The organism is Rhodococcus sp. DK176 (genome assembly GCF_038447315.2).
In the GTDB taxonomy this organism is placed as follows: Bacteria; Actinomycetota; Actinomycetes; order Mycobacteriales; family Mycobacteriaceae; genus Rhodococcus_F; species Rhodococcus_F jostii_A.
Map to the genome: position 1 here is coordinate 4,254,774 of NZ_CP118321.2, position 25,573 is coordinate 4,280,346.

Genomic DNA, 25,573 nt, shown 5'->3' on the forward strand with positions numbered 1-25,573 from the left:
CCTTTCGGAGGCGGATGAGACGTGCATCACTTCTCGTGGATCATGCCAAGCGAACGATCGATTGGCAAGGTGTTCGGGTGGCGGGCCGTTCTCGGCAGTTCCGGGTATTTAGTCGCAGCATACGGAGATATTGACTTCCGACGTTCACTCGGTTGATGATGAGAACCTGCCGAACGAGCGTTTGGCTGAAGATTGAAGTACTCGAAAGGACGCAGCGGATGACGACGTCCCACGCCGAAGCGGACACCCACGAGGACCGGGAGGATTCGGCAGGCGTCGACCTCACCGCTCTCGCCCACTACCTCGACAGCGCACTCGACGGCGGTGTGCGCGGAGACCTCGCCGTCTCGCTCATCAGCGGTGGCCGATCGAACCCCACCTACCGCGTCGCCGACGCCGACCGGACATGGGTTCTGCGGCGGCCCCCGTACGGGCACGTCCTGCCCAGCGCGCACGACATGAAGCGTGAGTTCACCGTGATCAGGGGACTGGCCGGAACAGCCGTCCCGGTGCCCGACGCGGTGCTGCTGTGCGAGGACAAGAACGTGCTCGGAGCCGCGTTCTACCTCATGGAACTGGTGGACGGAACGCCCGTCGGAACGGTCGAGCAGGCGTCGGCGCTCACCCCGGACGACCGCCGCCGGCTCGGGCTCGATCTCGCCGACACCCTCGCCGCGCTGCACGGCGTCGACCCCGACGCGGTCGGGCTCGGCTCGTTCGGCCGCCCCGGCGGATACCTCGACCGTCAGCTCGACCGTTGGTCCCGGCAGTGGGAGGCCTCGCGCACCACCGATCGGCCCGAGGTGTCCGTGCTGCTCGACAAGCTGCGCCGGGCGCTGCCCACCTCGCACTTCCCGGGCATCGTCCACGGCGACGTCAAACTCGACAACGTGCTCGCGTCCCGCGACGACGCCGGGAAGATCGTCGCCGTTCTGGACTGGGAAATGGCCACGCTCGGCGACACGCTCGCCGACGTCGGGATCATGCTGAGCTTCTGGGACCAGCCCGGCGCCGTCGACAACCCGGTGACCAATGGGCTCGCCCGACTCGACGGATTCCCCACCCGTACCGAACTTCTCGACCGTTACGCCACGCGGCGCGGCATCGAGATCCCCGACATCGATTGGTACACGGTGTTCGCCGACTTCAAGATCGCCGTCATCCTCGAGGGCATCAACGCCCGGCACGCGCAGGGCGACACCGTCGGTGGGGGTTTCGACGACGTCGGCGACATGGTCGGCCCGCTGTTGCAGCGTGCACTCGACCTCGCCGCCGTGTCGCCCGTGTCCGAACTCCGCCGCTGACCGCGGCACCACCGAAGAGATTGGAGCCACGGAAGTGGATTTCGACTACAGCCCGAAAGTGCTGGAACTGCAAGCGAAGCTGACGAAGTTCATGCAGGAGCGGGTACTGCCTGCCGAGACGATCGCCGAAGAGCAACTGGCATCGAAGCCGGACCACTGGGGTGCGCCGCCGATCGTGGCCGACCTGAAGGCGGCCGCGAAGCGCGAAGGCCTGTGGAATCTCTTCCTGCCTGCGCGCGAGGGTGCCGGTCTGACGAACCTCGAATACGCGCCGCTAGCGGAACTCACCGGCTGGAGCCCGTTGATCGCACCCGAGGCGTTCAACTGCAACCCGCCGGACACCGGCAACATGGAACTGCTGCACCTGTACGGCACCGACGAACAGAAGCGGGAATGGCTCGAACCCCTGCTCGCGGGCGAGTTCCGGTCGTGCTTCTCGATGACCGAACCCGACGTCGCGAGCTCGGACGCCAACAACGTCCGCCTCGAGATCGCCGAGGACGGCGACGACTGGGTGCTGACCGGCCGCAAGTGGTGGTCCACCGCGGCCCTGCGCGACGACTGCCGGGTGGCGATGGTCATGGGCGTCACCGACCCAGGTGCCCCTGTCGGCAGCCGGCACAGCATCGTCCTCGTTCCCATGGACACCCCCGGTCTGACCATCGTCCGGTCCACGACGGTGCTCGGCTTCACCGACCGCCACGAAGGCGGGCACGGCGAGATCGTCTTCGACGAGGTCCGCGTCCCCAAGGCGAACCTGCTCGGACCGCGCGGCAAGGGCTTCGCCGTCGCGCAGGCGCGCCTCGGTCCGGGGCGCATCCATCACTGCATGCGGTTGATCGGCATGGCCGAGCGGGCGATTGCGCTGATGACCGAACGCGCCCGCACCCGGGTGGCGTTCGGCAGGCCCCTCGCCGACGAGGGTGTGGTGCAGGCGACCGTCGCGGACGCGCGGATCCACCTCGACGCCGCCCGGCTGCTGGTGCTGCGGGCCGCCTGGCGGATGGACGTCGAGGGCACGAAGGCGGCCCGTCACGACATCGCCGCCGCAAAGGTGATGGTCCCGCTCACGGTCAAGCGGATCGTCGACGACGCGATGCAGATCTTCGGCGGCGCCGGCCTGTCGCAGGACACGATCCTGCCGGTGCTGTACGCGCAGGCACGGTTCCTGCAGATCGCCGACGGCCCCGACCAGGTGCACCGCCGCTCCCTCGCCCGGGCCGAGTTCGCCACCACCCCGGTCCTGAAGGAAGTCCGCGGGTGAACGAGGACACCACGCGCGCCCGGCAGCAGAGCATCGGCGACATTCCGCGGCGGTCCGCGGCGCGTTTCCCGGACAAGCTCGCCGTGGTGCACCGCGACGTCCGGCTCACGTTCGCCGAATTCGACACGCTGATCGACAGGGTCGCGGCGGCCCTGCACTCCGAGGGGTTGACGCGCGGCGACCGGCTCGCGTTGTTGTCGCACAACTGCTGGCAGTACGCGGTGCTGAACTTCGCAACCGCCCGGCTCGGTGTGGTTCTCGTGCCGGTCAACTTCATGCTGACCGGCGGGGAGATCGCATACATCCTCGACGACTGCGCAGCCGACGCGTTCGTCGTCGAGGACGCCCTGGTGCCCGTTGCCGAGAAGGCGCTCGCGGAATCGAAGGGAAGCGTCCGGGTGCGGGCGACCATCCCGCTCGGCGATACGGCCACACCGGGTGGCTGGCGTTCGTTGAGGGACTGGGCGGAGGGTGAATTCGGTTCGCCGCCCGAGGTGTTCGTGGCAGACGACGACGTGGTCCGCATCATGTACACGTCGGGCACCGAATCACGGCCCAAGGGCGCGATGCTCACCAGCCGGTCGCTGATGTGGCAGTACATCAGCTGCATCGTCACCGGCGGCATGAGCAGCGACGACGTGGAGGTGCACGCGCTGCCGCTGTACCACTGCGCTCAGCTCGACAACTTCCTCAGCACCGACATCTATCTCGGCGCGACGAGCATCATCGTCGACGGGCCCGACCCGCAGGTGTTGCTCCGCACCATCGAGGCCGAGCAGGTGACCAACCTGTTCTGCCCGCCGACGGTGTGGATCTCGCTGCTGCAGTCACCCGAGTTCGCGACCACCGACCTGCGTTCGCTGCGCAAGGGCTACTACGGCGCGTCGCCGCTGCCGGTGGAGATCCTGCGCGAAATGAACCGCCGGTTGCCGGGTATCCGGTTGTGGAACTTCTACGGGCAGACGGAAATGGCGTCACTCGCGACGGCTCTCGGGCCGGAAGATCAAGAGACGCGCGGTGGTTCGGCAGGCAAACCCGCTCTCAACGTGGAGACACGCATCGTCGACGACCGGGACCTGCCGCTTCCGGCGGGCGAGGTCGGCGAGATCGTGCACCGCAGCCCGCACGCCACCGTCGGCTATCTGGGACAACCCGAGAAGACCGCGGAAGCATTCGTGGGCGGGTGGTTCCACTCCGGCGACCTCGGCTACCTCGACGAGGACGGCTACCTGTGGGTGGTCGACCGCAAGAAGGACATGATCAAGACCGGCGGGGAGAACGTCCCGACCCGGGAGGTCGAGGAAACACTCTACGAACTCGACGGCGTCGGTGAGGCCGCCGTGTTCGCGGTGCCGCACCCACGGTGGATCGAAGCGGTCGCCGCGGTCGTGGTCCCCGCCGCCGGCGTCGAACTCGACGAGAAAGACGTCGTGGAGCATTGCCGCGGACGACTCGCCGGATACAAGGTGCCCAAGTACGTGATCGTCGCCGACTCCCTCCCGAAGAACCCGAGCGGCAAGATCCTCAAACGCGTTCTCCGAGACACATTCGGTTCCATTGCCCAAGACTGAGCAGGAGACCACCATGCCCACCGATTCGAACACACAACGCGCGGGCAAGCCCCGGGCCGCGCGCGCCTCGTTCGCGGCCGCCATCTCGACCTCACTCGAGTGGTACGACTTCTTCATCTACGCGACCGCCGCCGCGCTCGTCTTCAACGCCACGTTCTTCGCGACCGACAGCCAGGTCGTCGCCGCCCTCAACTCGTTCGCCACGGTGGCGGTCGGCTTCATCGCCCGGCCGATCGGCGGCGTCCTCGCCGGGCACTTCGGCGACAAGGTGGGGCGCAAACCGGTACTCGTCGCGGCCATCGTCATGATGGCCGTCGCGACCTCGCTGATCGGCCTCGTGCCCAACACCCAGCTCGTGTGGCTCGCACCGACGATCCTCGTGACCCTGCGGATCTGCCAGGGCCTCGCCGTCGGAGCGCAATGGGGCGGTGCCGTCCTCCTCGCCACCGAGAACGCCCCCGCCGGACGTCGCGGGTTCTACGGCAGCTTCGCGCAGCTCGGCGTGCCCATCGGCGTCGTGCTCGGAAACGTCGTCTTCCTGGTCATCACAGCGGTATTCGACTCCGAGTCGTTCCTCGCGTGGGCGTGGCGCATCCCGTTCTGGATCAGCCTCGTGATGCTTCCGGTCGCCTTCGTCATCCACCGCTACCTGGAGGAGACACCCGAGTTCCAGGAACTGTCGAAGAAGCTCGCCGAAGCTCCGGTCGCGCGGAAGTCGCCGATCCTGCAGGTGCTGCGCAACAATCCCGGCACCGTGCTCACCGCGGCCGGCGCGAACGCCATCGGCGTCATCTTCTTCTACACGATGATCACAGGGTCCGTGCAGTTCGCCACCACGTACCTCGGGATCGAACGCTCAACTGTGCTCGGCTTCATCCTCGCCGCCTGCGTTCTGATGATTCCGCTGGTCCCGCTGGCCGGATACCTCTCCGACATCTACGGCCGGAAGCTGATCTTCGGAATCGGCACCGCCGGAATGCTGCTGTGGGGAATCCCCATGTGGCTCATGATCGGACACTCGAGCCAGGGCACGCTGTGGCCGTTCGCGCTCGCCGTCTTCGGCGCCGTGATCGTCATGTCGTTCCAGACCGGAAGCAGGGAACGCTGTTCGCGGAACTGTTCCCGCCCGAGATCCGATTCTCCGGTGCCTCCCTCGGTTACCAGATCTCCGCCATCATCGGCGGCTTCTCACCGATGGTCATGGTGCTGCTCATCAACGGCGACGCGTCCAACGCCTGGCGCGTCGGCGCGTTCCTCGCCGGCGCCGGAGCGGTCGGGTTGCTCTGCCTCGTCACGATCGTCCGCAAGTACTCGAAGCCCGGCATCCAGCAGGCGGCCCGCCAGTCCACCGTGGCGGTGTGAGGCGACGTGAGTGGCAAAGTGTGCTGGCGCACGCTTTGCCACTCACCTGTGATCGGAGGGCGAACATGAGTACCGAGTCCTGTAAGGACGTGCTGTCGCGATCGCAGCTGCACGGGATCCTCGAGGTTCTCGAGCTGTGCAGCGAGATCGACGACGCCGACGACTACAAACGGACCGTCGTGGAATCCATTGCGACGGTGTTCCGCGTCCGCGATGTCACGTTCTTCTTCGGGCCGACGTACGCCGACATCTTCGCCGACCCGGAGCCGTTGCTGACGGGCGCCGCCTCTCCGCTGCTGCACGAGTATCACGCCCGGTGGCGGGACAAGGACATCTTCGCGCTTCCCGAGGCACGCCGCTCGCTGACCGATACCGGGTTCATTTCCCTGGACCACCTGCACACGCTGCCCGCGCCGCAACGCTCGTACGTCGAGGACTACCTGCACCCGCACGGGATGGGAACGGCGTCGGCGCTGCACCTCCGGCTCGCCGACGGCGAGGCTCTGGTGGGCATGTTCGATCGTGAACGGAGCTGGGATGCGAGCGAGACTCTGGCGGTACGGGTTCTCGCTCGCCAACTCCGCGCCCAGAGCAGGTCGATACGGCTGGCGGCGGTGGGGGACGACGGCACCGTCGATCCGCTGGGCAGTCTGACTCCACGCCAGATGCAGGTGGCCGAGCTGGTGAGCGACGGTTTGAGCAACAGCGAGATCGCCGGGGTGCTCTCGCTGTCCGAGTTCACCATCAAGAAGTATGTGAGCCGGATCTTCGAAACCACCGGTATCCGGAACCGAGCCTCGTTGGCTGCGTGCGTGCTTCGGCGAGAACAGCGACCTACGGTGTGAGCGGCGCGTAGGCGATGACCGTCAGTCCGTGGGGAGAACGAAGGACCACACGGCACTCGTGGTCGCCGACGGTCGGCTCACCCGCATCCCACCCCGCCTCTCGCGCGAGTGCCGCGACCGCGTCGACGTCGTGTGTCTTCCCCAGAAGGCACCAAGGCGGGACATCTGTCTCGTCGGACAAGCACAGCGTCGTGGTGTCGGTCGAAAACTTCGCCCACGCCCGCCCGTCGCTGAAGCCGGCCGGTCCGAGGATCTCGGTGAGGTCGTCGAAGGTCCCCGCCCAGCGCGGGGTCGAATGCAGAATCGAGATCTTCTCGAACACGTGACTCGAGGGGGAGCGTTCCATGGGGTCTCCTGACGCTGATCAATGATGGGCAGTGAGCAGTGCGTGGGTGAGGCGGTGGCCCAGCCGATCCCGCTTGGTCGAAAGGTAGTGGGAGTTGTCGTCTTCGGTGCGGTCTCGAGAGGCGTGGTGTGGGCGACGGTGATACCGGCCGCAGCGAGGCCGGCGGCCTTGGCAGGGTTGTTGCTGAGCAGGTTGATGCAGTCGATGCGGAGGTCGCGGAGGATTGCTGCGGCGTCGGTGTAGTCGCGGGCATCGACGGGCAAGCCGAGTTGCAGGTTGGCGTTGACGGTGTCGAGGCCCAGTTGGTCCTGCAGTTGGTAGGCGGCGATTTTCGCGGCCAGTCCGATGCCGCGGCCTTCGTGCCCGCGAAGGTACAGCAGGACGCCGCAGCCGGCGTCGGCGATGCGTTCCAGTGCGGCGGAACGTTGGGGGCCGCAGTCGCAGCGCCGTGAGCCGAGGACGTCACCGGTGAGACATTCGCTGTGGACGCGGGTGAGTGCAGTGGTGCCGGCCGGCTGACCGAACACCATGGCAAGGTGTTCGATTCCCGTGTCGGATCGGTAGGCGACGGCCGTGAATGCGCCGTGGTCGGTGGGGATGACGGCGTCGGCGCAGCGGGCGACGGACCGAATAGGTTCCACCGTGTTCACGCGGGGCTCGCGGGGGTGAGCTGGTGGAAGGTGGAGGTGTAGAACAGCAACGGGTCGGGGGTGTCGGTGGCGCCGAGTTCGACGACGCGGCCGACGACGAGGTCGTGGTCGCCGACAGCTTGGACGAGGTCGATGTGGCAGTCGACCCAGGCGTGGGCGCCGGCGAGGCGGGGTGATCCGGTGGTGGCGGGGGTCCAGTCGATTCCGTGGAACTTGTCGGTGCCACTACGGGCGAAGGCGCGGCCGAGTTCGTGTTGGTCGGCGGCGAGGATGTTGGCGCAGAACCGGCCGGAGGCGGCGACCTTGGGGAAGGTGGTGGAGCCCCGGCCGACGAAGAAGGCGACGAGGGCGGGGTCGAGGGAGACGGAGCTGAAGGAACCGACGGTCAGTCCGACAGGGTTGCCGGTGTCGTCGAGGGCGGTGACGGCGACGACGCCGGTGCAGAACTTCCCGAGGACGGTGCGGTAGGCGTCCGCGATGTCTTCGGGGGTGGTGGCGGTGATGTGCGGTTCGGTGGGGGTTCGCATCGGTACCTTCTTCGGTGCTGATGGTCAGAGCCCGCCGAACAGGGGGCGGACTCTGACCGAGGTCTATCCGTGGATGGAGGGATTCGAGACGATGATCGACAACTCGTCGAGCGCAGCGCGATAGATCGACTCGATCGCCGTCGCCAGTTCCGATTCGGCAGCCTCCGAGCCAGCGGAGAAGTTCGCGGACCAATCCACCGTGCACTCCTCGGACGACACGCCGAGCACGGAGATGGTGGACCGGTACTGCTCCAACGGAAGCGGGCCGTCGATGTACTCGTAGGTGTATCGGCGTTCGCTGTCGCTGTGCTCGGCGATCCGCTCACGGGCCGGCTGACCGTCCGCGAAGACGATATGACGGATCTCCTGCTCCATCCGGGAGGCCGCCACCGACGGAATCCATCCGGCGATGGCGCCGGGGTCACCGACCCGGGCCCACACCGTGTCGGCGCCGACGGGAAACTGCTGGTGAATGTTGATCTCCGCCATCGGTCTACACCCGGCCCAACTCGGCCTCGTACTTCTTCGTCATGTGTTCGACGGCCTTCCGGTGCTCGTCCGCCTGCCCCTCCCGTACGCGGCGGGCCCTCTCGTCCGCGTCGAGCAGCGGCTGCGCCTGGCCCTGGAAGAACGGCATGACGTCCTGAGCGAACAGCTCGTACGAGCGCGCCGTGGCCTGCGGATTGGCCCAATCATGCCCCTGCAGAAGGAGAGTGCCGAAACCGCCGGACTGATCGATCAGACGCTGAACCTGCGCGCGGGCCTCTTCGGCGGTACCGATGACGCCGATCCCGGAGTTGTTGATGAAGTCGATCATCTCGCGTTTGTTCTCGCCCTCGACCGCCATCTGAGGGAACGCGGCAACGTGCTGCAAGTACTTGAACCAGTGCTCGATGCCGTGCTCGACGTCACGGTAGGCCTGTTCGCGGGTTTCGGCGATGTGGAAGGGGCCCACCAGTCGCCACTTCGAGCGATCGACATCCTCGCTTCGGCCGGCCAGCGTCGCGAATTCCTCCAGCATTCCCCAATGGTGTTGCAGGGCACTGAATCCGTCCGCAGTCAGCGTCGCGGCGATCGAGAGCAGACCGATTCCGTGGTGACCCGCCAGCCGCGCCCCGGTCGGCGACGCGATCGCGGCCACGACCACGTCGAACAGGGGCGAGGAATACGGTGCCATCTGAATTCGAGCGTCGACGAGCTCATGCGTCCGCGTCTTGGCGCTCACGGTCTCGCCTCGCAGCAGACGCATGATGATGTCGGCGTTCTCCGCGAGTAGTTCACGGGTGTCGATCTGCGACAGACCGAGCATCGCTGCATCGGTCGGCAGAGATCCGGGACCGAGGCCGAACATGATGCGTCCGTGGGTCAGATGGTCGAGCATCACCATGCGCTCGGCCGCCCACAGGGGATTGTGATACGACACCGACGTCACGCCCGTGCCCAACTTGATTCGACTGGTCCGTTCGCCGGCTGCGGCGATCATGATCTCCGGGGAGGCGTAGATCTCGGAGCCCGCCGAATGGTGCTCCCCGAACCAGGCCTCGTCGTAGCCCAGCCTGTCGAGCAACTGAACCAGCTCCAGGTCGCGCTGCAGCAGCAGCGTCGGATTCTGTCCCGGGGTGTGGATCGGCGCCAGAAACGTTCCGAACTTCAACTTGCTCATGATCACTCCTGTGTGACGGGGGCAACAGTGAGTGAAACGGTATGGCCGTACGCACAGCGGGTGTAGTCCTCTAAAGAAGACACTTCGCACCGCGCGGGAGATCAGCGGGACAGTCGGCGCTGCCTCGCGTTGGCGGCGCCGACGAGCGCGCGCAGTGCCTGCGGCGCCCGCTTCGCGGTGCGCAGGATGGCCTGGTCGATCATCCCCAGCTTCGGCGCGAGTCGCGGAACGGTCCGGGGCGCGTGGTCCGCGTCGGTGAGGGAGTAGAGGGGCCAGCGGTCGGGCACGCCCTTGAGGTCGTGTTCCCCGGCGTCGGCGAACCGCAGTCCCGACCCCACCACGAGATCGCGCACGGTACGTGACACCAGCACTTCCCCGGCGCGGGCCGTCGCTCCGATGCGCGCGCCGATGTGGACGGTCATCCCGCTGACGTCGGGACCGTTGCGCTCGACCTGCCCCGTGTGGATGCCGGCCCGCACCTCGAGTCCGAGTTCGGCGGCGCCGTCGACGACCGCCCGCGCGCACCGGACCGCGGACGCGGGACCGTCGAAGATGCTGAAGGTGCCGTCGCCGGCGACGTTGAGGAGGCGACCACCTGCCTTCTCGACCTCGTCGCGGACCTGCCACTCGTGCGCGGCCCGGAGGTCGCGGTAGGCGGCGTCGCCGATCCGCGCGAGCACCTCGGTGGACCCGACGACGTCCGTGAACAGTACGGAGGCCAGGTATCGGCCGGCGTCGGATGCCGGGTGCCCACCGGTGGCCAACTGCTCGACGTGGTCGATGATCGGCTTCCAGGCCTCCCCGAGCGACGCGCCGGGAGGCGACGGCGGCAACAGGTGGAAGCTGCCGCCCGGGATGCGGTCCGCGACGTACTGCGCGGCGGCCACCGGCACCGGACTACCGGGGACCAGTATCGCCCGCGCCGGGCATTGGATGGACGGCAACGTGTCGGAGTAGTCGAGCCGGAAGATCCACTCGAGGTGGGCCTGTGCGACCGCAGGTGTCGCGGAACTGCGTTCGAGCATCGCCATCAGCCGACGGTTGAACGCCGAGTCCTCCCGGGGATCCCACAGGGGTACCGTGCCGCCCGACCCCCAGTTCCGGGCGGCCGCTCGCCACCCGTCGACGAAGTTGTCGCGTTCGGCGTCGCTCCAGCCGGAGGGATCGTGGTCACCGCCCAGGAGGCGTTCTGCGAACGGCTGGATCAGGACGACGCCGGTGACCCGTTCCGGTGAGCGGGCGGCGACGAGTGCGACGGCACCGCTCCCGCTGGCCACCCCGACCAGCACGGCCTGCCGCATCCCGACCTCGTCCATGATCGCGACGATGTCGTCGGCCTGCTGCTCGAGTGTCGGCAGATGTTCGACCGGGTCGGACAGCCCCAGCCCCCGCTGCTGGAAGTACACCGTGCGGGCAAACGTGCTGCCCCGTTCCATCAGGTAGTGGATCTGCGGGTCCGTCCACATGAGGTCGAGGTGCATGTTGATCTCGAACAGCCACACCACGTCGCGTTCACCCGCGCCCACCACCTGGTATGCCAGCGCATGTCCGTCCCGCTGCACGTAGCGGACTGCCGGTGGGTCCATTTTCCCAGCGTAAACGCATGTGAGTGGCAAAGTGGGCGTCCGCACACATTGCCACTCACCTGGGGATGGTGCCCAACTCGCGGGCCCTGGCGATTGCGGAGGTCCGGGACTTGACGCCGAGTTTGCCGAAGATGTGGACGAGGTGGGACTTCACGGTCGTCTCGGAGAGAAAGAGTTCCTTACCGATCTCCCGATTGGATCGCCCGGCAACCACCAACGTCAGAACCTGGATCTCCCGTGGGCTGAGGCTGGTGGCAGGTCGGCGTACACGCGTCATCAGTTTCGATGCCACGGCCGGGGAGAGGACGCTGTCGCCGGCCGACGCCGCGCGAACGGCGGCGAGGAGTTCGGGCGGGGGAGTGTCCTTCAGGAGATACCCGGCGGCGCCGGCCGCGACCGCGTCGAGGATGTCGGCGTCCGTGTCGTAGTTGGTGACGACCAGCACGTGCGGTGGGTTCGGCAGGGACCGCAGGTTCCGGGTGGCGTCCACGCCCGAGGTGCCGGCGCCGAACCGGAGGTCCATGAGCACGAGGTCGACCGGAGTCGTCGCACACAACGCCACGGCGGTGTCGGCGGTGGCAGCCTCGCCGACCACCTCGATGTCGTCCTCGTGCTCGAGGAGGGCGCGCAGGCCCGCGCGAACGATCGCGTGGTCGTCGGCGAGCAGTAGTCGGATCATGCGCCGACCTCGAGCGGGAAGGACACCGCGACCGCGGTCAGTCCTGGTTCCGACTCGACCGACATCGACCCGTCGAGCAGCTCGACGCGACGGCGAATCGAATTCAGCCCGAACGCTTTCGACGGTTCACGGTCGAGGAGTTCGGCATCGAAGCCGATGCCGTCGTCGACGACGTCCAACCGGACCGCGTCCTCGTCGTAGGTGAGAGTGACCGCCATCCGGGATGAATGCGCGTGCCGGACCACGTTCGACACCGCACCCTGTGCAATCCGCACCAACGCCGCCTCGACGGGCATCGGCAACCGCACCGGCTCCCCCTCGACCACGGCAATGGTGTCGAACGTGTCGCTCCTCGCCTGCGTGCAGATCCGCGCGAGCGCGTCCGCGAGTGACTGCCCGTCGAGGACGGCGGGTGTGAGATCACCGATGAGCTGCCGGGTTTCGGCGAGGCTGTCGGCGGCCGTCTCCCGCGCCAATCGGATACGGTCCCGGGCGGGGTGGTCGGGGGCCGCGCGCTCGGCGGCGTGGAGCAGCATCTGAATGCTCGACAGATCCTGCGCGACGGTGTCGTGGATCTCGCGTGCGAGCCGCTCACGTTCGGCCAGGGAGCCGGCGGCACGTTCCTGCTCGGCGAGTTCGGCTCGGGTTCGCGTCAATTCGTCGATGAGGCGATCGCGTTCGACGGCCTCCCTGTACAACGCCCGGTAGCCGAGGCCGATCGCCACCGCGACGCACGCACCGATCACCGGACCGACGACACCCGCGACGCTCCAGCCGCGGTGCATTCCGGTACCCACGACCGCCACGACGGTCGCGGCTGCGACCGCAAGGACTCCCCAGCGTCGCGGCAGCAGATGCAGGTACAGGAAGAACAGCCCGAACGCGAGATAGGCGGCGTCGGGGGCGAGGACCATCAGCGCCACCCACAGTGCCGTCAGCGCTGCGAGCCACCACGTCCCGCGCAGCCGACGCGTCGCTCCCACCGCGTACACCGCGAGGAACGCCACCGACAGCACCACGATCGCCGGTGCCTGCGGTGCGTCCGGAAGGACGGCGCGCAAGATCACGACTGCAGTGAGCGCCGCGATCAGCGCATGCAGTCCCAGTTGGAGTCCCGCGAACACGGGTGTGAGAGGGGAGCGGTGCACCCCGCCCAGCTTATCGACGCGAGCGAACCCGGCATCCATCGAAAGTCGGAACGCGCACCCGACCTTCGACCACCGAGAATTCCACCCCACGTGCGATGGAACCGTGTCGTGCCCGGGGCACGGTGAGTTCGGAGGCCGTGAGCGCCGCCCCGGCCCGCATCGACTGCGGCGCCGGTCGTGATCTGGAGAGGACCATCTGTGTTCGTCGCATCGAGAGACCTGCGTGCCGCGCGTGGTCGCTTCGCGCTGATATCCGTCGTCGTGGTGCTGATTGCGCTACTCGTCACGTTTCTCAGCGGTCTCACGGCCGGACTGCGTCATCAGAATGTGTCCGTCGTGGAACGCATCGACGCGGAGTCGGTGGTCTTCGCCGCCTCCGCCGACGGTCCGTCGTTCGACGAGTCCGCGCTGACGTCCGAGCAGGTGGCCGTCTGGCGGCGGAGCGCCGACTCGGTGCAGCCGATCGGCGTCGGACGAGGCTCGGCGTCGGCGGTAGGAGGAGCGGCGAAGGGGGTGGCACTGGTCGGCGCGGACGGCGGTGTGGGCGACCGTGCACCGTCCGCGCCGGGGACCGTGATCCTCGGGGCCGGCGCGGCGCGATCCCTCGGCGTCGGCGCCGGCGACCGTCTCACCGTCGGCGACATCACCTTCGCGGTGACCGCAGTCCGCGGCGACGACTGGTACGGCCACAGCCCGGCCGTGTGGATGACGCTCGCCGACTGGCAGCACGCGAACCCGCGAGGGGGTGCAGCGACGGTGCTCGCGGTGTCGGGCGGGGACGACGCCACGAACGCCGTCGCGGGGACGACCTCCCGAAGTGTGGCCGACTCCTTCTCCGCCATCGGCTCCTATGCCTCCGAGAACGGATCACTGACGTTGATGACGGTGATGCTGTTCGCGATCTCCGCGCTGGTGATCGGCGCGTTCTTCACGGTCTGGACCCTGCAGCGGACCCCCGATGTCGCGACGTTGAAGGCGCTCGGCGCGTCCACCGGGTCGCTCGTGCGGGACGCGCTCGGGCAGGCGCTCGTCGTCCTGCTCGCCGGCGTGGGTGTCGGTCTCGGGATCGCGGCGGTGGCCGGGTCGATGATCGGCGACGCGGTGCCGTTCGTGCTCGACATCTCCACCACTGCCCTGCCCGCCACCGCCCTCGTCGGGCTTGGCCTCGTCGGCGCCGCGTTCGCGCTCCGCTTCCTGTTCACCACCGACCCCCTCACCGCCCTCGGGAACACACGATGACCACACCCGCCCTCACCCTCGACGACGTCACCCTCACCTACCCCGACGGCGCGGGACGCGTCACCGCCCTCGACTCGGTATCGCTGACCGTCGGCCAGGGTGAGATCGCCGCGATCACCGGTCCGTCCGGTTCCGGAAAGTCGACGCTCCTCGCGGTGGCGTCGACGCTGATCCGGCCCGACTCGGGCTCCGTCCGGCTGGGCGCCACCGAACTCACCGCGCTGAGCCGCCGCGCGGCGTCCACACTGCGCCGCGACCGGATCGGCATCGTGTTCCAGCAGTCCAACTTGGTGTCGTCGTTGACGGCCCTCGAACAACTGGAGGTGATGGCGCATCTCGGGCAGAGGTTGTTCGTGCCGCGGCGGGCAGGGCGCGCGAAGGCTCGCGATCTGCTCGACGCCGTCGGCCTCGCAGACCACGCCGGGAAGAGGCCTGCGCAGTTGTCCGGTGGGCAGCGGCAGCGGGTGAACCTGGCCCGGGCGCTGATGAACGATCCGTCGCTGCTGGTCGTCGACGAGCCGACCAGCGCGCTCGACCAGGAACGCGGCGCCGCGATCATGGATCTGATCCTCGGTGTCGTGCGAGAGCGCGAGGTCGCAACGCTGCTGGTGACACACAACCACACGCATCTGTGCAGAATGGATGCAGTCCACCGCGTAGTCGACGGCTCCCTCACCCGTGAGCACTTGTTAACCGCGGAAGGTTAATAAGTACGCACAGGTGTGAACAACATGTTTCTTCCAAAGTCAAGGGTTGACGTTTCTCATGTGCGTGAGATTACATCTTAGTGGTAAGCCTTTGAGGGCTTAAGTAAATGCCTCGACCCGACCCTGAGGATGCTCATGACGACGGTATCGCCCGCCATGGCTGCCACAGCTGAGATGATCAGCGCCCGACTCGAACGCCTGCCGATGAGCAGGTGGCATATCAAGGCCCGCGTCATCGTCGGCGCCGTCACGTTCTTCGACGGCTTCGACCAGTTGATGATCGCGTACTCTCTCCCCGTCCTCATCCCCAAGTGGGGTCTGACCCCCGGCGACATCGCCTGGGTGATCGCCATCGGCGGCATCGGCATGCTCGTCGGCGCCCTCGCCGGCGGCTGGTTCGCCGACCGCGTCGGCCGGCTCAGCGTCATCATTTTCTCGCTCGCGCTCTATGCAGTGATGAGCCTCGGCATGGCGTTCACCGACAGCCTGATGCTCTTCCTCGTCTTCCGATTCGTGCAGGGTATCGGCCTCGGCGCCGAGGTCCCGGTGGCAGCGAGCTACATCGGCGAGATCACCAAGGCCCACAAGCGTGGACGATTCGTGCTGCTCTACGAGGTGATCTTCCCGATCGGGCTCGTGATGTCGGCAATCGTGTCGGCGTGGGTGGTCCCGAACTACGGCTACAAGATCCTGTTCGCGCTCGGTGCGCTGCCCGTCGTGCTCCTGCCGCTGCTGTGGAAGCTGCCCGAGTCGCCGCGCTGGCTCGCGTCCCGTGGCCGCTACGAAGACGCGCACGATGCCATGACCCGCATCGAGAACGAGATCACCGGAAAGTACGGCAAGACGCTTCCGGCTCCGCAGCCGCTGCCCGCCGTCACCGTCGATCCCCGCCGCGGAACCTTCGCGGAGGCCTTCCGGGGTATCTACCTGCGTCGCACTCTCATGCTCGCGGCCATCTGGGGCTGCGCCTACTTCGTCAACTACGGCATCGCGTCCTGGCTGCCGACGCTGTACCGATCCGCATTCGACGTCAGCGTCGACACCGCCCTGCACTACAGCATCGTCACCAGCGTCGCCGGCCTGATCGGCTGCATCCTCGTCGCGTTCCTCATCGACAACCTCGGTCGCCGCATCTGCATCACCGCGTCGATGGTCCTGTGCTCGTCGCTGCTCTTCCTGCTCGCCGCCTCCGGCGCCGACACCGCGACGAAGGTCCTGTTCTGGTCGGCCGGATCCGCGCTGTTCGTCTTCGCGGTCAACATGGCGCTCTACGTCTACACGGCGGAGCTGTACCCGACCCGGATGCGAGCCATCGGCTGCGCGATCGGCGGAGCGAGCGGACGCCTCGGCATCATCGTCGGTCCCCTCGCCGTCGGCGCCATCCTCGACGGGGGCGGCACACTCACCGTCGTCTTCGGAATGTTCGCCGCGGTCGCAATGATCGGTGCCCTCGTGGTCGGCTTCTTCGCCGTCGAAACCCGCGAAAAGACTCTCGAGGAGATCTCCCAGTGACCGTTCTCGACACCGCACCACACACCCTGCAGTTCGTCCCGGTCGCCGACCGGATCCTCGTCGCCGGGCAGTGGCGGCAGGCGAACGGCCCCGCCTTCGCGGTCACGGACCCGTCGACCGGCGAAACCCTGCAGGTGATCCACCAGGCCACCGCCGACGACGCCGACGAGGCGGTCCGGAAGGGCCGCGCCGCCGCCGACGACCCGGCGTGGCGCGCGCTGCTCCCGCACCAGCGGGCGAAGTACCTGCACCGCATCGCCGACGCGATCGAGGCGAACACGTCCCGGCTCGCGCTGCTGCAGAGCTACAACACCGGCAAGACGGTCGCCGAGACCACGGCACTCGTCGGCAGCGCGGCGGGCACGTTCCGGTACTTCGCCGCCGTCCTCGAAACCGCGGACGACGACCTCACCACCCCGCGAGGCAACTTCCTCACGATGAGCGTTCTCGAGCCCATCGGCGTGGTCGGCGCCATCGCACCGTGGAACTCGCCGGTGGCCAGCGACGCGCAGAAGATCGCGCCGGCCCTGGCGGCAGGCAACGCCGTCGTCCTCAAGCCCGCCGAATGGACGCCGCTGGTGTCGCTGGAACTGGCGCGGCTCATCGACCAAACACAACTGCCTGCCGGACTGCTGTCGGTGCTGCCGGGCAAGGGCTCGGTGGTCGGCGACGCGATCGTCACCCACCCCGGTGTCGGGAAGGTGACGTTCACCGGCGGCACCAACACCGGACGGTCCATCGCGCACGCGGCAGCCGACAAGCTGATGCCCGTATCGTTGGAACTCGGCGGCAAGTCGCCGACGATCGTGCTGGACGACGCCGACCTCGACGCCGCCGTCAACGGCGTGATGTACGGGATCTTCTCGTCCACCGGGCAGAGCTGCATCGCCGGATCCCGGCTGTTCGTCGACCGCCGCATCTACGACGAATTCCTCCAGAAACTGGTGGCCAAGACGCAGCGACTGCGACTCGGGCCCGGCCGCGACCCCGGCACTCAGGTCGGGCCGATGGTCCACCGCAAGCACCGCGACAGCGTGGCCGCGTACGTCGACCTCGCCCGCGAAGAGGGCGGACGAGTGCTGTGCGGCGGGGCGATCCCCGACGACGAGCGACTGCGCGACGGCGCGTACTACCTGCCGACGATCATCGACGGGCTCGCCAACAGTTCACGCACGTGCCAGGAGGAGATCTTCGGACCCGTCCTGGTGGTCCTGCCGTTCGACGGCGACGCGGATCTGGTTGCCCAGGCAAATGATTCGGTGTTCGGACTGGCGTCCGGAATCTGGACGGGCGACTACCGTCGCGCCTGGAAACTCGCCCGCCGGCTCCAGGCCGGCACCGTGTGGATCAACACCTACAAGCAGTTCAGCATCTCGACGCCGTTCGGCGGCGTCAAGGAGAGCGGACTCGGGGTGGAGAAGGGGCGCAGCGGTATCGCCGCCTACTCGCGGCAGAAGAGCATCTACTGGGGCCTCGACGAGGAACCCAATCCATGGGCAGAATGAGCGACCCGCTCGTGGCGTCGCCGAATGTCACGGGTTCCGTCTGACTGAACCGCTGTCACATCGGCCCACGGGGAAGCTGGAGTAGTAGGGCGTCCGGAAAGAAATTCTCGCCAGCTCTGTACGACCTATTACTTTAGCGCTAAGATATTGAGACCTAAGCAACTGGAGGCATGCGATGAACCAACCCATAGCCCGGCTGCGGTGCCTGCGCTCCGTCGAACTGCGCACACAGGCCAGCATCGAATCCACCGACTTCTACTCGGAGGTGTGGGGACTGCGCGTGGTCGAGCAGGGCACGGACGGTGCCTGGCTGCGGGGGACCGGTGAGCACCACCACGCGCTGCAACTCACCCAGGCCGAGCGGAACGGCCTCGGCCGCATCACGTTCGCCGTCGCCACGCCGGCCGAGGTCGACGAGGCCGCCCGGCGACTCGAACTCCGCGGCGTTCCGGTCGTCAGCGGCCCGGGGCCGGTCGACGATCTCGGCGGCGGCTACGGCGTGAGCCTGGTCGACCCCGAGGGTCGCGTCGTCGAACTGCTCGCCGACGCGCTCGCCGTCCCGAAGCTCGGTCGCGAGGACGCCGTCCCGGTGGGCGTCACGCACGTCGTCCTCAACACCGTCGACATCGACGCCGCGGTGACGTTCTACTGCGACGTCCTGGGCATGCGGGTCTCCGACTGGTCCGAGCACCAGATGGCGTTCCTGCGCTGCAACACCGACCATCACAGCATCGCGTTCAACCAGGCCGAGTGGACGTCGGTGAACCACGTCGCCTACGAGATGCCCACCGTCGACCACTTCATGCGCGGCATCGGCCGGCTGCGTCACCACGGCACCGTGCCGCTGTGGGGTCCGGGCAAGCATGGCCCCGGCGACAACACCTTCTCCTACTTCGCCGACCCGGCAGGGCTGGTGTGCGAGTACACGTCCGGCATCGCACAGGTCGACGAGGACCGGTGGCTGTGCAAGGTCTGGCGCCGGGTTCCGGAACTCTCCGACCTGTGGGGCACCGCGGGCCCGCCGTCCAAGCAGGTCCGCGACCACATGGCCGGCATCCCCGACCCCGGTGCGTTCGAGCGGTTCGACCTCGGGCGGGCGTCGTGACGCACGTCGTCGAATCCGGTTCCGGCCCCGCGCTGCTCATGCTGCACGGGATCGGGGGCGGCGCAGACAGTTTCGCGCCGCAGTTCGACGAACTGTCGTCGTCGCTGCGACTGCTGGCCTGGGACGCTCCCGGATACGGCCGCAGCGAGGACCCCGGCCGTCCGTTCGACCTCGACGACTACGCCGACGCCGCCGCCGACGTGATCCGCGACCGGTGCGGCGACGCGGGAGCGCACGTCCTGGGAATGTCGTGGGGCGGCGTGATCGCCACCCGGCTGGCGATGCGGCACCCCGCGCTCGTGCGGAGTCTGCTGCTCGGCAGTTCCACCGTCGGCTCGGGAGCGGACGGCGACTCCGCCGGCCGGATGCGCGCCCGGGCCGCGACGCTCGAGCAGGAAGGTGCGGAAGCTTTTGCCGCCGAACGGGCCCCGCGGCTGTTGTCCGGGACCGCCGCCGACGACGTGACCGCGAAGGCCACGGCGATCATGGCGTCGTCGATCCGGCTGCCCGGCTACGGGTACGCCGCCGAGTCGATGGCGGCCACCGATCACACGGCCGATCTGCCGAAGATCGACATCCCCACGCTCGTCCTCGGCGGAGACGAGGACAGGGTGACCGGGGTTCCCGCGAGTCAGGTTCTCGCAGGCGGAATTCCGGGCGCCGTGTTCGTCACCATCCGGGGTGCCGGACACCTCGCGAACCAGGAGCGGCCGGAGGCCTTCAACGCCTGGGTCGAATCCTTCATCCACATCACCGAACGCCTACGCAACCACCTCTAGAGAAGGAGCACGACATGACACTCGAATACGGCACCGCCGATCTGAAGGAATTCACCGACTCGCTGATCCTCACCCGTGGCTCCCGCCACGAGGACTGGGACACCCTGGGTTTCCAGGCCAAGGCCGGCGACCAGTTCAAGCGCGCGCAGATCCGCTACGTCGGCTCCGGCGCGACGGGTAACCACGAGAGCGACAACCGCACGATCGGATCGCGCGGATTCACGTTCTCCAACATGCTGCTTCCCCCCGGTGCCGAGGGCCCGGAGCACACCCACCATGACGCCGAGGAAGCCTTCTTCGTCCTCGAGGGCGAGGTGGAGGTCGGTGTTCACCGCGACGGCCAGGTGGAGAAGCGCACCCTCGGCTACCGCGACATGATCGTCGTCCCGGCCGGTGTTCCGCGCAGCCTGAAGAACAACGGCGACAAGGACGCTCTGTTCTGCGTCATCATCGGCGCGCAGAAGCCGCAGATCCCGACGTACCCCGAGACGTCGGCCATGCACGGCGTGACGCGGGACTGACCGTGAATCTCGACGGCCGCAGCATTCTCGTCACCGGGGCGGGGCGGGGTCTCGGTCTCGCCCTGGCCCGCCGGCTCGGCGAGGACGGCGCCACCCTGTGGCTCGCCGACATCCGCGAGGACTGGGGCGAGGACGCGGCGGCAAGCCTGCGCGCCGACGGCGTCAAGGCACAGTTCGTCCGGGTCGATCTCCGCGACGCGGAGTCCGTCGACGCGATGGCGGCGACCGTCACCTCCGGTGGCCCGCTGTACGGCCTCGTCAACAACGCGGCCCTCGCGGACGGCGTGGGCGGCAAACCGATTCACGAACTCGATATCGACGAGTGGGACCGGGTGCTGGGCGTCAACCTGCGCGGCACGTTCCTCGTGAGCAGGGCGATCGTTCCCTCCATCATCGGGAACGGAGGCGGACGAATCGTCACCATCGGCTCGGACGCCGCCCTGTACGGTTCGCCGCGTCTCGCGCACTACATCGCGTCCAAGGGTGGGGTGGCCGCGCTGACCCGCGCCATGTCCCGCGACCTCGGCCCGCACGGTATCACCGTCAACACCGTCTCGCCCGGTCTGACCGAAAGCGAATCGGCGCAGAAGGTTCCGGAGCACCGGCACGAGCTGTACCGCCTGGGTCGTGCGCTCGAGCGGCCGCAGCAGCCGTCGGATCTCGTCGGCGCCGTCGCGTTCCTGATGGGACCCGAGGCGTCGTACATCACCGGCCAGCAACTCGTCGTCAACGGCGGATTCGTCCTGCACTAGAGAAGGGGACCACGTCGTGGACCTGCAACTGAAAGACCGCACCCACCTGGTGACCGGCGGAAGCTCGGGAGTCGGGCTCGCCACCGTCGCGATGCTGCTCGAAGAGGGTGCCAACGTCGTCACCTGCGCGCGCGACCGCGACCGGCTCGACTCCGTGATCGCGCCGCTGCCCGGCAGCGACCGCGTCCTCACCGCGTCCTGCGACGTCCGGGACCCGGCCGCGGTCGCCGCGCTGGTCGACGCCGGAGTCGCCCGATTCGGCGGCCTCGACGGTCTGGTCAACAACGCAGGCAAGTCCCGCATGGTCCCGCGCGGCGAGGCGACCCTCGACGACTGGCGTGACGAACTCGACCTCAAGTTCTCCAGCGTCCTCAACACCGTCGAGGCCGCCCTGCCGGTGCTGCGCAAGTCCGACGCCGCGTCCATCGTCAACATCTCGGCGGTGCTCGCACGTCAGCCCGAGCCGCGGCTGGTGACCACCAGCGCCGCCCGGGCCGGGCTGCTGAACCTCAGTAAGTCGCTGTCGCTCGAACTCGCCGCTGACGGCATCCGCGTCAACTCGGTGTCGCTCGGACTGGTCGACACCGGCCAGTGGCGGCGCCGCTACGAAGAGTCGGGCACCGACGCCACATTCGCCGAATGGGAGGCGGAGATCGCCCAGGACCGCGGTATCGGCCTCGGCCGGTTCGGCCGCGCCGACGAGGTGGCCGCCATGATCGTGACCCTGCTGTCCCCACGCTCGTCCTACGTGACGGGCACCAGCCTCGACGTCTGCGGAGGCGTCGCGCGCTATGTCTGAGAGGAACACCATGTCTGCAGGAAACGACAAGCAGGTGGGTAATGGGGGTGACCTGCTCGTCCAGGTGCTGCGCGAGGCCGGTGTCGACACCGTCTTCGGCATCGTGAGCGTCCACAACCAGCCCCTGGTGCAGGCGGTCAGCAAGCACCTGCGGTTCGTTCCGGTCCGGCACGAGGCCACCGCGGTCAGCGCCGCCGACGGGTACGCCAGGGCCACCGGCGGACTCGGCTGCGCTCTCACGAGCACCGGCACCGGTGCCGGCAACGCGGCCGGGTCACTGATCGAATCGCTCAGTGCCGGAACGTCGGTGCTGCACGTGACGGGCAACGTCGAGAGCCGGTACCTCGGCTCGGGTCGCGGCTTCATCCACGAGACCAAGGATCAGCTGGGGATGCTGACGGCGACGTCGAAGCACGCCGCCACCATTCTCGACACCGACAGCGCCGGAAAGGTGTTGCGGGAAGGCGTCGCTGCCGCGCTCGCCGCGCCCGGCGGCCCGTCGAGTATCGAATGGCCCATCGACCTCCAGTACGCGGAACACGTCATCGACGTGCTCGAACCGGTGTCGGAGTCGCCGCGCAAACCGGACGTCGACGAGTTGGCCGTGGCCTTCGCCCTGCTGCAGTCGGCGGAACGCCCGGTGATCTGGGCGGGCGGCGGTGTCGCCACGGCCGGTGCCGAGCTGACCGAACTGGTGGAGCGGTGGGGAGTCCCGTTGCTCACCAGCAACTCCGGGCGCGGCGCCGTGCCCGAGGACCACCCGCTGTGCATCGGCAACTACGGCAACACCCCCGTGGGGCGCGAACTCCTCCAGGATGCCGACCTGCTGCTGTCGCTGGGTACCCACTTCCGGTCCAACGAGACCGGCGACTACTCCATGCCCGTTCCCGCCGTGCACATGCAGGTCGATATCGACGCGGCCGCGATCGGACGCGTCTACCCGGCGCAGGCCGGGGTCACCGCCGACATCGCCACGTTCCTCCGGCAGCTGTCGGGCCTCGCGCCCGTCGACGCCGCCTGGACCGAACGTGCCCGCACCACCCGCGAACTCGTCCGCAGCAAGCAACGCGCCGGACTCGGCGATCACGCGGTGCTGTGCGACGCCGTGCGTGCCGCGTTCCCGCAGGATTCGGTGATCGCCCGCGACGTCACCATCGCGTCGAGTTCCTGGGGCAACCGGCTGCTGCCGATGTTCGACCCCAAGTCCAACGTCTTCCCCCGCGGCGGCGGCATCGGGCAGGGCCTGGGCATGGCCATCGGTTCCGCACTGGCCGACGAGACCCGGCCAACCCTGGCGCTCGTCGGCGACGGCGGCCTGGCCGTCCACTTCGGCGAGATCCTGACCATGGCGCAGGAGAAGCCGTGGCTGGTGCTGCTCGTGTTCAATGACGGCGGCTACGGCGTGCTGCGCAACATGCAGAAGGGCGGCGGCGACGACACCTACGCCGTCGATCTCGTCACCCCCGACTTCCCGTTGCTGGCGCAGTCCATCGGTGTGCCCTACCTGCGGATCGGTGCCGCAGGCGAGGCCCACGACGTGCTCGCCGACGCCGTGTCGCGGCAGGCGCCGGTGATCGTCGAGGTCGATCTCGCCGCCTACGGCGACATGCCGGCACCGTTCACGCCTCCCGTCACGGTGCCCGGAAAGGGTGCACAGTGACCACGGTCGCCGTCTGCGGCGGCGGCATCGGTGGACTGGCGACGGCGATCGCCCTCCGCAAGTTCGGTCTCGACGTCACGGTCTACGAACAGACGCGGCAGTTCGCGCGCGTCGGCGCCGACATCAACCTCACCCCCAACGCGGTCCGGGCTCTCGACGGACTCGGCAGCGGGCCGGCGATCCGCGAATCAGCCGCCCGGCCCCAGTTCCGGATCAGCCGCACGTGGGACACGGGAGCCGAAACGTCCCGGCTGCCGATGGGCGACAGCGCGGAACAGCAGTACGGCGCACCGCAGTTGACCATGCACCGGGGCGACCTGATGACCGCGCTCGAGAACCGGCTGCCGTCGGGTGTCGTCGAAATGGGTCGCCGGGTCAGCGGCGTCGCCGAAGGCCGCATCGAGTTCACCGACGGCAGTACGGTTTCCGCAGACGTGATCGTCGGTGCCGACGGGATCCACTCCGCGGTCCGAACCTCGCTGCTCGGGCGGGAACAGCCGACGTTCACGGGGGTCGTGGCGTTCCGCGCCGTCGTCCCCACCGAACGCGTCGGCAACCTGCCGAACCTCGACTGCTTCACCAAGTGGTGGGGGCCGGATCCGTCCACGCAGATCGTGACGTTCCCCCTCAACCAGGGCAAGGACATCTTCGTCTTCGCCACCTGCGCGCAGGAGGCGTGGACCGAGGAATCTTGGACCACGGCGGGATCCGTCACTGAACTACGCGAGCTGTACCGCGACTTCCACCCCGATGCACGAGCCCTCCTCGACGCCTGCGACGACGTCCTGAAATCCGCTCTCTACGTGCGCGACCCGCTGGCATCGTGGACCGACGGACGCTCCGTGCTCCTCGGCGACGCGGCCCATCCGATGATGCCGTTCATGGCGCAGGGCGCCGGCATGGCCATCGAAGACGCCGTCGTGCTGTCCCGCTGCCTCAGCCTGTTCGACGACCCCGCAGTCGCGCTGCAGACCTACCAGGACACGCGACTGCAGCGGACCTCGCGCATCCAGCGGGGCTCCCGGTCCAACGAATGGCTGAAGGTCGCAGGCAACGGCGACTGGGTCTACGAATACGACGCCTGGCACGTGCCACTGGAGTTGGCCGCCGCCCGAACGGACGCATGAATGGAAGCCGTCGGCGGACAAGCTCTGTCGAGGCGGCGGGCGCTGGCCCTGCTGGGGTCCGCCGCCACTGCCGTCGCCGCGACGAGCTGCGCGTCCCACACCTCGGACGCGCAGCCGAGTGGCGCGACGCCACCGGATGCCTACGAGTTGTCCGGTGACGTCGACGGTTACGCGACGACGCTGATTCTGCTCGGCACGGCAGCCGGTCCCATCGCCGTGCCGGGGCGGAGCGGCACGTCCAGTGTGCTCGTCGTCGGCGACAGACCGTACCTGATCGACGCGGGTCCCTGGTCGAGCCGAAAGCTGATCCAGGCTGGTATCGCCGCGGATTCGCTCGGTGGCGTCTTCGTCACGCACATGCACAGCGATCACATCGCCGACCTGGTCAACGTCTTCTGGCTGCCCGGCGGGACACCGTCCTACACGTTCCGCGACGCTGGTTCCGCACGGCCCGGTCTATCCCTCGCTGGCGTACCGGTTCGACACGGAGGACGGTGCGGTCACGTTCTCAGGCGACACCGCGAAGTCGCCGAACGTGGTTCGACTCGCCCGAGGATCCGACATCCTCGTCCACGAGGTGATCGACGTCGACTTCTACGCGCAGACTTCGGGTCCCGCACTGGTCGAGCACATGATTCAGGCGCACACCACCGCGCAGGACGTCGGGCGCGTCGCCACGGACGCGGATGTCCGCCAGGTGGTGCTCTCCCACATCGGGCCGGGCGACCCCCGGCAGGTCACCGACGACCAGTGGGAACGAGGCGTGAAGTCCACGTTCGCCGGCACCGTGACAGTCGGGCACGATCTCGTCCGGATCGGCGTCGGGCAACGACGGTAGTGCCATCGCTGGCTCGCAGGATCTTGCGCGCCGCCGCTGTCCCGAGAAGGCTGGATGTCACGACACCGTGACGTGATCGGAGCC

At 68.1% G+C, this 25,573-nt stretch carries 23 protein-coding genes and 2 pseudogenes; 17 read left to right on the top strand and 8 right to left on the bottom strand.

From position 1 onward, the window contains the following. The first annotated feature begins 218 nt into the window (after positions 1-218). The 5 genes and pseudogenes from PSR88_RS20145 (at position 219) to PSR88_RS20165 (ending at position 6,346) form a co-directional block, all read left to right on the top strand. The gene (locus tag PSR88_RS20145; protein WP_011596494.1) at positions 219-1,304 is read left to right on the top strand and encodes a phosphotransferase family protein; all 1,086 of its coding nucleotides are present in this window, start codon (positions 219-221) and stop codon (positions 1,302-1,304) included. A 34-nt stretch (positions 1,305-1,338) separates the two neighbouring features. Beyond that, complete coding sequence (locus PSR88_RS20150; RefSeq protein WP_009477046.1) at positions 1,339-2,568, top strand: acyl-CoA dehydrogenase family protein; 1,230 nt, start codon at positions 1,339-1,341, stop codon at positions 2,566-2,568. After that, positions 2,565-4,139: an acyl-CoA synthetase gene (locus tag PSR88_RS20155; protein WP_016884379.1), complete on the top strand. Its 1,575-nt coding sequence runs from the start codon at positions 2,565-2,567 to the stop codon at positions 4,137-4,139. Before PSR88_RS20150 ends, PSR88_RS20155 begins: the two co-directional genes overlap by 4 nt. Positions 4,140-4,152: 13 nt before the next feature. Next, positions 4,153-5,501: pseudogene (locus PSR88_RS20160) on the top strand (MFS transporter). A 65-nt stretch (positions 5,502-5,566) separates the two neighbouring features. Beyond that, complete coding sequence (locus PSR88_RS20165; protein ID WP_342338370.1) at positions 5,567-6,346, top strand: helix-turn-helix transcriptional regulator; 780 nt, start codon at positions 5,567-5,569, stop codon at positions 6,344-6,346. Here the strand turns inward: PSR88_RS20165 and PSR88_RS20170 are convergent. The 8 genes and pseudogenes from PSR88_RS20170 to PSR88_RS20205 all read right to left on the bottom strand — a co-directional run bounded on the left by PSR88_RS20170 (position 6,336) and on the right by PSR88_RS20205 (position 12,984). Then, positions 6,336-6,692, bottom strand: a complete 357-nt coding sequence (locus tag PSR88_RS20170) for a hypothetical protein (RefSeq protein WP_342338371.1) — start codon at positions 6,690-6,692, stop codon at positions 6,336-6,338. The genes PSR88_RS20165 and PSR88_RS20170 overlap by 11 nt on opposite strands. A 161-nt stretch (positions 6,693-6,853) precedes the next feature. Beyond that, a pseudogene (locus PSR88_RS20175) lies at positions 6,854-7,342 on the bottom strand (GTP cyclohydrolase II); the annotation flags it as partial. Next, positions 7,339-7,869 (bottom strand): flavin reductase family protein, encoded by a 531-nt coding sequence (locus tag PSR88_RS20180; RefSeq protein ID WP_342338372.1) that lies wholly within the window; start codon positions 7,867-7,869, stop codon positions 7,339-7,341. The pseudogene PSR88_RS20175 and the gene PSR88_RS20180, both read right to left, overlap by 4 nt. 63 nt (positions 7,870-7,932) lie before the next feature. Then, positions 7,933-8,358, bottom strand: a complete 426-nt coding sequence (locus PSR88_RS20185; protein WP_009477053.1) for an SRPBCC family protein — start codon at positions 8,356-8,358, stop codon at positions 7,933-7,935. Between the two features lie 4 nt (positions 8,359-8,362). After that, the gene (locus PSR88_RS20190) at positions 8,363-9,532 is read right to left on the bottom strand and encodes an LLM class flavin-dependent oxidoreductase (protein ID WP_342338373.1); all 1,170 of its coding nucleotides are present in this window, start codon (positions 9,530-9,532) and stop codon (positions 8,363-8,365) included. A gap of 101 nt (positions 9,533-9,633) precedes the next feature. Then, on the bottom strand, positions 9,634-11,118 hold the full coding sequence (locus PSR88_RS20195; protein ID WP_050787332.1) for an adenylate/guanylate cyclase domain-containing protein: 1,485 nt from the start codon (positions 11,116-11,118) through the stop codon (positions 9,634-9,636). A gap of 55 nt (positions 11,119-11,173) precedes the next feature. Then, positions 11,174-11,797, bottom strand: coding sequence for a response regulator (locus PSR88_RS20200; RefSeq protein ID WP_016884381.1), 624 nt, complete (start codon positions 11,795-11,797; stop codon positions 11,174-11,176). Further along, on the bottom strand, positions 11,794-12,984 hold the full coding sequence (locus tag PSR88_RS20205; RefSeq protein ID WP_037197845.1) for a sensor histidine kinase: 1,191 nt from the start codon (positions 12,982-12,984) through the stop codon (positions 11,794-11,796). The genes PSR88_RS20200 and PSR88_RS20205 overlap by 4 nt, the downstream gene beginning before the upstream one ends. 159 nt (positions 12,985-13,143) lie before the next feature. Between PSR88_RS20205 and PSR88_RS20210 the strand changes: the two genes are divergently transcribed. From PSR88_RS20210 to PSR88_RS20265, 12 genes are all read left to right on the top strand, one after another. Next, on the top strand, positions 13,144-14,184 hold the full coding sequence (locus PSR88_RS20210) for an ABC transporter permease (RefSeq protein ID WP_029539680.1): 1,041 nt from the start codon (positions 13,144-13,146) through the stop codon (positions 14,182-14,184). After that, complete coding sequence (locus PSR88_RS20215) at positions 14,181-14,891, top strand: ABC transporter ATP-binding protein (RefSeq protein WP_016884383.1); 711 nt, start codon at positions 14,181-14,183, stop codon at positions 14,889-14,891. The genes PSR88_RS20210 and PSR88_RS20215 overlap by 4 nt, the downstream gene beginning before the upstream one ends. 129 nt (positions 14,892-15,020) lie before the next feature. Beyond that, entirely contained in the window at positions 15,021-16,403 is a 1,383-nt protein-coding gene (locus tag PSR88_RS20220) for an MFS transporter (protein ID WP_020476861.1), read from the top strand. Further along, positions 16,400-17,908, top strand: coding sequence for an aldehyde dehydrogenase (locus tag PSR88_RS20225; RefSeq protein WP_016884385.1), 1,509 nt, complete (start codon positions 16,400-16,402; stop codon positions 17,906-17,908). The genes PSR88_RS20220 and PSR88_RS20225 overlap by 4 nt, the downstream gene beginning before the upstream one ends. 175 nt (positions 17,909-18,083) lie before the next feature. Continuing rightward, positions 18,084-19,013 (top strand): VOC family protein, encoded by a 930-nt coding sequence (locus tag PSR88_RS20230; protein ID WP_009477063.1) that lies wholly within the window; start codon positions 18,084-18,086, stop codon positions 19,011-19,013. After that, a complete protein-coding gene (locus PSR88_RS20235; protein ID WP_016884386.1) occupies positions 19,010-19,792 on the top strand; it encodes an alpha/beta fold hydrolase in 783 nt (260 codons plus the stop codon). Before PSR88_RS20230 ends, PSR88_RS20235 begins: the two co-directional genes overlap by 4 nt. A gap of 14 nt (positions 19,793-19,806) precedes the next feature. After that, the gene (locus PSR88_RS20240) at positions 19,807-20,313 is read left to right on the top strand and encodes a cupin domain-containing protein (RefSeq protein WP_009477065.1); all 507 of its coding nucleotides are present in this window, start codon (positions 19,807-19,809) and stop codon (positions 20,311-20,313) included. 2 nt (positions 20,314-20,315) lie between these two features. Next, a complete protein-coding gene (locus PSR88_RS20245; protein WP_009477066.1) occupies positions 20,316-21,065 on the top strand; it encodes a 3-oxoacyl-ACP reductase family protein in 750 nt (249 codons plus the stop codon). A gap of 16 nt (positions 21,066-21,081) precedes the next feature. Beyond that, positions 21,082-21,864: an SDR family oxidoreductase gene (locus tag PSR88_RS20250; protein WP_009477067.1), complete on the top strand. Its 783-nt coding sequence runs from the start codon at positions 21,082-21,084 to the stop codon at positions 21,862-21,864. Next, the gene (locus PSR88_RS20255) at positions 21,857-23,524 is read left to right on the top strand and encodes a thiamine pyrophosphate-binding protein (protein WP_016884387.1); all 1,668 of its coding nucleotides are present in this window, start codon (positions 21,857-21,859) and stop codon (positions 23,522-23,524) included. The genes PSR88_RS20250 and PSR88_RS20255 overlap by 8 nt, the downstream gene beginning before the upstream one ends. After that, positions 23,521-24,651, top strand: a complete 1,131-nt coding sequence (locus PSR88_RS20260) for an FAD-dependent monooxygenase (RefSeq protein ID WP_016884388.1) — start codon at positions 23,521-23,523, stop codon at positions 24,649-24,651. The genes PSR88_RS20255 and PSR88_RS20260 overlap by 4 nt, the downstream gene beginning before the upstream one ends. Continuing rightward, entirely contained in the window at positions 24,652-25,560 is a 909-nt protein-coding gene (locus PSR88_RS20265; protein WP_083853139.1) for an MBL fold metallo-hydrolase, read from the top strand. Positions 25,561-25,573 lie beyond the last annotated feature (13 nt).